The sequence below is a fragment of the Bacillus sp. JJ722 genome, assembly GCF_036963345.1.
In the GTDB taxonomy this organism is placed as follows: Bacteria; Bacillota; Bacilli; order Bacillales; family DSM-1321; genus Bacillus_AD.
This window is the reverse complement of record NZ_JBALMO010000085.1, coordinates 1-8,733: the sequence shown is the minus strand read 5'-3', so window position 1 is coordinate 8,733 and position 8,733 is coordinate 1. Positions and strand designations below refer to the sequence as shown.

The 8,733-nt window shown below is 37.3% G+C and carries 8 protein-coding genes and 13 tRNA genes; 1 reads left to right on the top strand and 20 read right to left on the bottom strand.

The genetic code is table 11. From position 1 onward, the window contains the following. Nucleotides 1-270: 270 nt before the first annotated feature. On the top strand, nucleotides 271-1,314 hold the full coding sequence (locus V7014_RS12065) for a lactonase family protein (protein WP_335507413.1): 1,044 nt from the start codon (nucleotides 271-273) through the stop codon (nucleotides 1,312-1,314). A gap of 188 nt (nucleotides 1,315-1,502) precedes the next feature. Here V7014_RS12065 and V7014_RS12060 read toward each other — a convergent pair whose 3' ends face one another. The 20 genes from V7014_RS12060 to V7014_RS11965 all read right to left on the bottom strand — a co-directional run bounded on the left by V7014_RS12060 (nucleotide 1,503) and on the right by V7014_RS11965 (nucleotide 8,704). Then, the gene (locus V7014_RS12060) at nucleotides 1,503-2,663 is read right to left on the bottom strand and encodes a class I SAM-dependent methyltransferase (RefSeq protein WP_335507411.1); all 1,161 of its coding nucleotides are present in this window, start codon (nucleotides 2,661-2,663) and stop codon (nucleotides 1,503-1,505) included. Nucleotides 2,664-2,676: 13 nt separating this feature from the next. Beyond that, nucleotides 2,677-3,297, bottom strand: coding sequence for an HAD-IA family hydrolase (locus tag V7014_RS12055; protein WP_335507409.1), 621 nt, complete (start codon nucleotides 3,295-3,297; stop codon nucleotides 2,677-2,679). A 50-nt stretch (nucleotides 3,298-3,347) separates the two neighbouring features. Then, nucleotides 3,348-3,980: a response regulator transcription factor gene (locus tag V7014_RS12050; RefSeq protein ID WP_335507407.1), complete on the bottom strand. Its 633-nt coding sequence runs from the start codon at nucleotides 3,978-3,980 to the stop codon at nucleotides 3,348-3,350. Continuing rightward, nucleotides 3,973-5,010: a sensor histidine kinase gene (locus tag V7014_RS12045; RefSeq protein WP_335507404.1), complete on the bottom strand. Its 1,038-nt coding sequence runs from the start codon at nucleotides 5,008-5,010 to the stop codon at nucleotides 3,973-3,975. The genes V7014_RS12050 and V7014_RS12045 overlap by 8 nt, the downstream gene beginning before the upstream one ends. Next, a complete protein-coding gene (gene liaF, locus V7014_RS12040; RefSeq protein ID WP_335507401.1) occupies nucleotides 5,007-5,741 on the bottom strand; it encodes a cell wall-active antibiotics response protein LiaF in 735 nt (244 codons plus the stop codon). The genes V7014_RS12045 and liaF overlap by 4 nt, the downstream gene beginning before the upstream one ends. A 110-nt stretch (nucleotides 5,742-5,851) precedes the next feature. Continuing rightward, entirely contained in the window at nucleotides 5,852-6,499 is a 648-nt protein-coding gene (locus V7014_RS12035) for a PspA/IM30 family protein (RefSeq protein ID WP_335507399.1), read from the bottom strand. Nucleotides 6,500-6,520: 21 nt separating this feature from the next. Continuing rightward, nucleotides 6,521-6,883, bottom strand: coding sequence for a flagellar basal body rod protein (locus V7014_RS12030; RefSeq protein WP_335507397.1), 363 nt, complete (start codon nucleotides 6,881-6,883; stop codon nucleotides 6,521-6,523). Nucleotides 6,884-7,364: 481 nt separating this feature from the next. Then, a tRNA-Arg gene (locus V7014_RS12025) sits at nucleotides 7,365-7,438 on the bottom strand. Between the two features lie 29 nt (nucleotides 7,439-7,467). Then, a tRNA-Asn gene (locus V7014_RS12020) sits at nucleotides 7,468-7,539 on the bottom strand. Between the two features lie 8 nt (nucleotides 7,540-7,547). Further along, nucleotides 7,548-7,624 (bottom strand) — tRNA-Ile (locus tag V7014_RS12015). A gap of 8 nt (nucleotides 7,625-7,632) precedes the next feature. Beyond that, nucleotides 7,633-7,706 (bottom strand) — tRNA-Gly (locus V7014_RS12010). A gap of 14 nt (nucleotides 7,707-7,720) precedes the next feature. After that, nucleotides 7,721-7,791, bottom strand: a tRNA-Cys gene (locus V7014_RS12005). Between the two features lie 7 nt (nucleotides 7,792-7,798). Then, nucleotides 7,799-7,870 (bottom strand) — tRNA-Gln (locus V7014_RS12000). Between the two features lie 16 nt (nucleotides 7,871-7,886). Then, nucleotides 7,887-7,962 (bottom strand) — tRNA-His (locus tag V7014_RS11995). A 6-nt stretch (nucleotides 7,963-7,968) separates the two neighbouring features. Beyond that, nucleotides 7,969-8,042, bottom strand: a tRNA-Trp gene (locus V7014_RS11990). A gap of 8 nt (nucleotides 8,043-8,050) precedes the next feature. Continuing rightward, nucleotides 8,051-8,134 (bottom strand) — tRNA-Tyr (locus tag V7014_RS11985). Nucleotides 8,135-8,162: 28 nt separating this feature from the next. Next, nucleotides 8,163-8,238 (bottom strand) — tRNA-Phe (locus V7014_RS11980). Nucleotides 8,239-8,402: 164 nt separating this feature from the next. After that, nucleotides 8,403-8,479: transfer RNA gene (locus V7014_RS11975), tRNA-Asp, on the bottom strand. A gap of 40 nt (nucleotides 8,480-8,519) precedes the next feature. After that, a tRNA-Ser gene (locus V7014_RS11970) sits at nucleotides 8,520-8,612 on the bottom strand. Between the two features lie 16 nt (nucleotides 8,613-8,628). Beyond that, nucleotides 8,629-8,704, bottom strand: a tRNA-Ala gene (locus V7014_RS11965). Nucleotides 8,705-8,733 lie beyond the last annotated feature (29 nt).

Sequence of the window (8,733 nt, the reverse complement as noted above, 5' to 3'; positions counted from 1 at the left end):
AGGAACTTGGATTTTTTCTACTATGTACGTTCTCCTTATTTCATTTCTGTTCGTTTTTTATTTAATATAGCCTTTTTAAATTAGACAGTTTCTTGTGTTTCACACGCTGTATCATTTAGTCTTTTCTTTTTTAATTTCTCCATTAAATAAATGGCATATTATTTTAAATACCACAAAAACAACAAAGTGAGGAAAATAGAAGGAAGACAGTCTGCTGTATTAAAAATTGTATGCTAAAATAAAATTATTAAACGTTTTGGAGGCATTTCAATGACGAAAATGATTGGTTATATTGGAACGTATACAAAAGGAGATAGTAAAGGTGTTTATTCATTTACACTTGATACGGAGAAAACGACTATTAGCGAAGCATCCTTAGTTGCGGAGCTTGGAGATCCTACTTATGTTGCTATAAGCACAGATAACCGAAACCTGTATGCGATTGATAAGCAAAGTAGTCGAAGTGGTTTAGCTTCTTTCACAATTAATGAAGAAACAGGAAAGCTTACCCCCCTTCATCATCAGCTTGCTGAAGGAATATCTGCTTGTCATGTTAGTGTTAATAAAGCGAACAGCGCTGTGTTTACAGCAAGTTACCACCAAGGTCTTGTACAAGCTTATCCAGTGATTGATGGCGCTTTACAACCTGTCTCTTCATTTAGTCAACATGAAGGCTCTGGCCCACATGAAAGACAAGAGAAACCTCATACCCACTATGCAGGTTTAACGCCAGATGAACAATACGTCGTGACAGTGGACTTGGGTACTGATGAAATTACTACATATGTGTATAATGAGCAAATGTTATCACAAATTCATACGCTATCTACTCGCCCAGGAAGCGGCCCAAGACATATAACTTTCCATCCGAATGGAAAGTATGCTTATGTAATGACGGAGCTTAGCAACGAGGTTATTACCTTAGCTTATAATGCTGCTGATGGAAGCTTCAAAGAAATCCAGTATATCTCTACATTACCAGAAGGATTTACAGAAAATGCACAAGGTAGTGCCATCCACATCAGTTCAGATGGTCGATTTGTCTATGCAGGTAACCGAGGACCGGATAATATTGCAATCTTTAGCGTAAATTCTTTAACTGGAGAATTAACACTTGTTGAACATACCTCAACTGAAGGTAATTGGCCACGTGATTTTGCCTTAGATCCGACTGAAAAATTCTTAGTAGCATCAAACCAAGAATCTAATAACTTAACTTTATTTGCAAGAGATGTAGCGACAGGTAAGTTAACATTACTTCAATCAAATGTTCACGTACCAAATCCAGTTTGTGTCAAGTTTTTAAATGTGTAATTAATAAGGAGACATGCGGAAGAGCTGTTCTTAATATTAGCTTTTGGTTTTGCAAAATCGTATACTCTTTTGTACAAAAAAGGGTGTCCTGGTTATAAATGTACCCTATAGAGAGCACTTTTTTTAAAGTGTCTACTCTATAGGGTACATTTTAGTTAAGGAACACCCTTTTTTATTCAAAAAAACCATTATCGTGCAGTTGCTACTAATGTAAATGTTTTTGGCAAACCGATATCATGTAATTTATGATTCGGTTCTTCTTCCAAAACTTCAATTTGAAGCCCAGAGGTAGCGACAGCCGTAATTAACTCACCCATTGTCCACTTTCTTTGTACTGTTTGCATTAGCTCTTCTTGTACACCCTCAGGCATATGCTTCGAAAAAGCTACAGTATTATAAGTAAGCGTTGGGTTAAAATAATCACCTGCCACCTTATGCTTCTTGCCTGTTGAAGTAATTAATTTTGTTGAGATTGGATGGAATTCATGCAGAACGAATTTCCCTCCAGGTACTAACAATTTGCTTACTAATTTCATTAATGGTTCAAGCGTTATGAAGTAATGAAGAACACCAAGTTCCATTAAAACATAATCGAATTGATGCTCTTCATTCACCGCAAATACATCACTTACAACATAATTAAGTGAAACATCAGCTGCATTCGCCACCTCATTTGCAAACATCGCATTTTCTTGAGAGAAATCTACGACTGTTACGTCCGCTCCTAATAAGGCTAACGCTGTCCCTTTCACACCGTTTGAACCAAGCAAATGAATGACTTTCTTACCTTTAAGATCATTCATATATTTGTAAAACGGATGCAATCTCCATTCAGGATTTTGCTTAATTTTTTCAGCTACCTTTGCAGGCTCCCCGTATCGTTCAATTAGCGCTTGATAATTATTTTGATTCCATGCTTGTTCATTATGCTTCGTATATGTTTGTTGTTTTTGTAATAAGAAAGCTACGATGTCTTCTTTATACTTTGAAAAATCATTTCCATAAATATAACTATATAATGACTTACACCAAATATTATTTACCGAAATACGATAAGGATCTGTTTTAATCGTAGTGTTAAATATACAACTTACATAAACATGTACTCCTTGAAATTGGACTTCAAATGTCTCACTCATAGGAGAATGATTTACAGGTGAACATGGGTAATCAACGAAAAGCTCCTGACATTTCGAGAATACATCCCACTGTGTAAGTACATCTATCTTTTTAAGAGGAATCGACATACCTTGTAGTACCAATGCTGATTCTTCAACAAATGTATATGGAATAGAATGATTCTCCAATAAAGAGCTTAATAATTGAATCGTTTTGATTTGTTCTTTCACACTGTAACCTCCACTATGCTGTAACATTAGTTGTCATTTGCTTAGCATACATTAAAATATCAACTGGCGTTTTTGCTTTATATGTCGGACTTTCTGAATGGATATGTTCTTCATTTTCATATCCCCAAGGAACCCATACAACAGGAATACCACAGCGATGACAAGCTTGAATATCTCTCACTTCATCACCAACATATAAAAGATCTTTCTTCCGTGCATTATATTTTTTGCAAAATTGATTAAGCATCTCATCTTTACCAAATAAATCACTTGATGTATAAATGTCTGTAATAAACTCTAAGCCTTGAGTAGCAAAGTAAGAGCGAATATTACTTTCTTCATTTGAAGAGATAACTGCAATACCAAAACCTTGCTCATGTAATTGAAGCAATACATCTTTTATGCCATCAAATAACTGAATCTGATTTAACGATTCCTTATACAATGAATAGAATTCATTTGCAATTAGCGAGAAATTCTCTGAAGCTGCATTCATCTTCATTTCATGAGAAAAATATTCCGGTTCAATTTGAGGAAATCCATGTTGATCTGCTAATCGATTAATCGTTTGAACAGCTACTTTTTGTGAATCAGCCAATGTACCATCAAAATCAAAAATTACGTATTGCTTCATACTGTCTACTTCCTTCCTCTTCACTCTAATAAAGCTGCATAGAAAAAAAACTATTCCACTAAAGAATGCTTAAATGCATATATAACAGCTTGTGTACGATCTTGCACTTGCAGTTTACTCAATATGTTTGAAACATGAACTTTCACTGTCTTTAAAGCAATATAAAGTTCATCTGCCATCTCTTGATTGCTCTTGCCTTCGGCCATTAGCAGAAGAATTTCCATTTCTCTATTCGTTAATTCTTCATGAAGTTGTGTCTGCTTCGGATTTCTCATACGTTGCATCATTTTACCCGTAACTTCTGGTTCCAATACAGATTGTCCATGATATGTTGCTCGAACTGCATCGGCAATTTCGCTTGCTTTAGATGTTTTTAACATATAGCTTGTTGCACCTGCTTCAAGTGCTGGATATACCTTCTCATCATCTAGAAAGCTTGTTACGATAATGATTTTAGCTTCAGGCCACTGCTCAATAATATTTTTTGTTGCTTGGATACCATCCATCTCTTTCATGACTAGGTCCATCAGAATAATATCTGGTCGCAATTCTAGAGCCTTCTCGACTCCCTCTCCACCATCTCCAGCTTCTCCAACAACTTCAATATCATCTTGAGCCGATAAATAAGCCGAAACCCCTATTCTTACCATTTCATGATCGTCTACAAACAATACTTTAATCATCGTTTTCACCCTTCGCTATAACAGGAACTTTCACCTCTAAGCGTGTTCCTTTGTTCAAAACACTTACAATCTTCAATGTGCCACCAACTTCTAGTGCTCGTTCATGCATATTCTGTAAACCATAAGAACCTGCTTTCGAGTCTTCTACTTTAAATCCAACGCCATCATCAGATACAATCATTATAATTGTACTTTCTCTAGCTACTAAGTGCACTTCTAACGTCGTTGCCTGTGAATGACGAAGCGTGTTAGAAACCGACTCTTGAAGAATACGGAATAGCTGGTCTTCTACACCTTTATCAAGCTTAACTTCTTCGACCTTCCACGTGATTTTCATCGGTACTTTCTGTATTAATTCTACAAGTAATTCTTCCATTCCCTCTTTAAGTGACTTACCTTTCAAAGGAACAGGTCGTAAATGTAGTAACAGTGCACGCATTTCAAGCTGAGATTGATGAATCATTTCTTCTACTAACTGTAACTGTTTAGCCATCTTCTCGTCTTGTGATGGACTTTCATTAATGGCAGACATCAGCATAGATGCAGCAAATAATTGTTGAGATACGGAATCATGTAGTTCTCTTGCTAATCTATTTCTTTCTTGAGAAACAATTTCTTGTATACGCTTTTCTTGAATTTCGGCTCGTTCATTTGCTAATTTCTGCGAGATGGCAATCTGTTCTGTAACGTGATTTTGTAATTTAGCCATCTTATCATATACATCTTTTAAATCTTGTGGAGCCGTTTTTTCTTTCGAGATAATAGGCTTACCTAATTCCATTTGCGAAATGCTGCTACTAATTTCGGATAATCTCTTCTTCCAATAATAACCGTTAACCGCTCCTGAAAGTGAACCTATGAAAATGCTAACTGCTGGGACGTACGCTATAAAAGGAATATCCATAATTTCTTTATCCCAAAGTTCATTCATCTTAATAGGAAACACATACAAAAAGACGACTAAAAACAACGAAGAGAGGAGAAACGAATACAGCATTCCCAACAGGACTTGTCGTTGTAAAATACTCATATACGCTTCACCTCTAAATTTCCTACAAGTGTACTCGTTATAATTTTAACTTTTTGTTGTGATTCATCATATTGCGATGTGTAATATTGTATGCTTTCATTAAAAAGTCGCTGCTCTCTATTCTGCAATACTGTTACTGAGCCAAGAATAACTGAATGAGCTACTTTTACCTCAATTTCATAAGGTACATACACTTTAATATTACCAACAACGTTACGAATGCTAATAACAGCTTCACCCTTTGGTAAAACTGTATTACTCAAGTCAATGATCATATCACCCACACCGCTTTGAATATTAATATCTTCCCATTCATAAACTGAATCAGATGTTTTTTGTCCTCCTAGAACATTGTTTCTAAATAACAATGGCTTGCTATATAATATTTCGGGATTATAGACTTTGTGGTTTTCTTCAATATGCGGTGTATAAATGGCTGGATGTTTCTTTGACTGCATAAATCTATATGCTAAAACCCCTAATAAAGCTAATAAAAACAATTTAAAGGTAAACATATTAACGATTGTTACGGTCGCACTAATAGCACCAATCATGAGCGCTAATTTCCCAATCATTCGATGCCATTTCTTCATTCCGAAGTAAATAAAACACGCAGAAATAAGTAAAGAAAAGAGGAGTCCTCCGTCAAAAAATGTTACTTCAATTAACAGAAGTACTACGGCAAATATGATAATCCAACTTAATAAATCTGATTTTGTTTTAAATGCCACTAGAATCTCCTCCTTTCATGAATTTTATGTATAGTATACCCCTTGTATAGTTATTGTAGGGAAAAGGCGCAGCACAATAACTACGCCTTTTCTAGAATAACATGTTTAGGTTAAGAAATTAAATCACTTTCGTTATTTTTTGCTTGTTTTTCTAATTCTGCAATTCTAGCATCAATTGTGTTACGATAGTAATTCGTATTCACTTGATCCTCTAATCGAGTTAAATAGTTTTCCATTTCATCAAAACGTGCAGATGACTTATCCATCGCTTGATCAGTATCTAATACTTTATTGATACGATAATTAGCCCGAGCTACATTTTCACGTCCCATAATTTCTAAACGTTTTAAGTGCATATCCTTTAATTTATGCTTCATTTCAGCATATTTTCTTTCAAGTTCATCTAGTTGTTTACCAGCAGCTTCAGCAGCTTCTTTTAGACGATCTGCACGAGCTTCATATTGATTCTTTTCAGCAATAACGAAATCGTAAAGCTCTACTTCACCTGCTTGTGAAGCTACTTCTACTTGATGTGCACGTTTCTCAGCTAAACGCTGTGCTTCCATATACTCACGAGTAAACTCCTCTTTCAAGCGTGATTGACGCTCAAACAAACTGCGAACTTTTTCTGTTTCACGCTCACATTCTCTTAAGTATTGATTTAACATAGCAAGTGGATTTTTTTGTTCTTTATTATCTAAAAGCTCATGAATATCAGCTGTTACAGTATATTTAATGCGAGAAAATAAATTTTTCATAATTTTTCATACTCCTTCAAATTAGTTTCTATTTAAGTTTTCCCATTCTCTTTCAAAGTTCATGAAAGGATCATTGTCAAAGTCGTTGTTGTTTTTGTTTAGGTCAACTGGTTTCTTGCCATTCCAGTTTTTATAAATTAGGTACATTACATAAGCTGCTATTAAAGCCAACACAGATGGAATGTTTGAGATAGATGCTCCAAGGAAAATTAAACCGATAATTCCCCAGATAATCTTAGAACCCGTTGTTTTAGCTTTTAAAAACTCTTTCATAACTAGATAAGCAATACCTAAAGTAATTACTAATGCTAGTAATGGTCCTATATTTGCAAGGAACACTATAGCAGCGATACCTCCAACTAAAAGCAAACCAAATTTTTTCATTTTCCGCTCCTCCTTTCTTGTCTTTATCTTACCTAGATTTCGCATCTTTCATAATCGTCCTAAGCTATATTTTGTATTAAGACTTTGGACGTACAAACCCCTAAACCCATATCAGATAAAGTGAAACTTTAATCGGTGGGGGTTTTCGTCCATCCCCCACTGATGATTAGTTAAACCAATCGAATTTCTTACTGGTGCTTAATCTCCCACTTATACGTCTTCGCTTTTTCTTTCGTTTTGAAGTGGAAGTCTTAGCGCCAGTTTGAACGGGATAAATAAGTGAAAGTATAGATAGCAATTTTTTCAGTAGAATAAACCTTTAAAGCGAGAAAATCTATGAACGGAGAGGAATATGGAAGGCCTTAGGGCATAAGGGAGACTAGTAAACAAAAGAATAATAATTGTTAAGCTAGCTTTTTTCTGAATAACAAAAAGGGTCGATGAAATTCATCGACCCTTTCGTTTAATTCGTCCAATGTGACGTCCTGGGAGGGATTCGAACCCCCGACCGACGGCTTAGAAGGCCGTTGCTCTATCCAGCTGAGCTACCAGGACATATATGTAGTTTCTAACAATTAAAAAGGCTCCGCAGGTAGGATTCGAACCTACGACCGCTCGGTTAACAGCCGAGTGCTCTACCACTGAGCTACTGCGGAACAATGTATGGTGGGCCTAAGTGGACTCGAACCACCGACCTCACGCTTATCAGGCGTGCGCTCTAACCAGCTGAGCTATAGGCCCATATTAATTGGAGCGGGTGAAGAGAATCGAACTCTCATCATCAGCTTGGAAGGCTGAGGTTTTACCACTAAACTACACCCGCAAATATAAGTTGAAAGGCAGCAACCGGATTTGAACCGGTGATAAAGGTTTTGCAGACCTTGGCCTTACCACTTGGCTATGCTGCCATAATGACTGGGCTAGAAGGATTCGAACCTTCGCATGACGGAATCAAAATCCGTTGCCTTACCGCTTGGCTATAGCCCAATAATAAAATGTAAAATGGGGCGACTGATGGGAATCGAACCCACGAATGTCGGAACCACAATCCGATGCGTTAACCACTTCGCCACAATCGCCATATTTGGCAGGGGTAGTAGGAATTGAACCCACACCAAAGGTTTTGGAGACCTCTATTCTACCTTTAAACTATACCCCTAGAAAAAATGGTGGAGGGGGGCAGATTCGAACTGCCGAACCCTAAGGAGCGGATTTACAGTCCGCCGCGTTTAGCCACTTCGCTACCCCTCCATAGTTGCTTAAAACTAAGGGTAAATAATGGTGGCTCAGGACGGAATCGAACCGCCGACACAAGGATTTTCAGTCCTTTGCTCTACCGACTGAGCTACTGAGCCAAAATATATATTTTTTCCCGCTTATATAAACGGTGGAAAATCCTTCGTCCAGATTTCAGAAAGATTATTCAAGTTGCTGCTCAATCTGTACGCTGATGTACTTCCAATGAAGCTTATTCGAACGTGCTCTACCGACTGAGCTACTGAGCCATATAAATAAAAAATGGCGGTCCGGACGGGACTCGAACCCGCGACCTCCTGCGTGACAGGCAGGCATTCTAACCAGCTGAACTACCGGACCATATTTTATTTACTATTAAATTTTGTTACTAAAAAAATAATGGAGGAGGTAGAGGGATTCGAACCCCCGCGAGCCGTTAAGCCCCTGTCGGTTTTCAAGACCGATCCCTTCAGCCGGACTTGGGTATACCTCCGTCATATTATATTAAATGGTGGAGCCTAGCGGGATCGAACCGCTGACCTCCTGCGTGCAAGGCAGGCGCTCTCCCAGCTGAGCTAAGGCCCCATACTCTAATTAAAATGGTCGGGAAGACA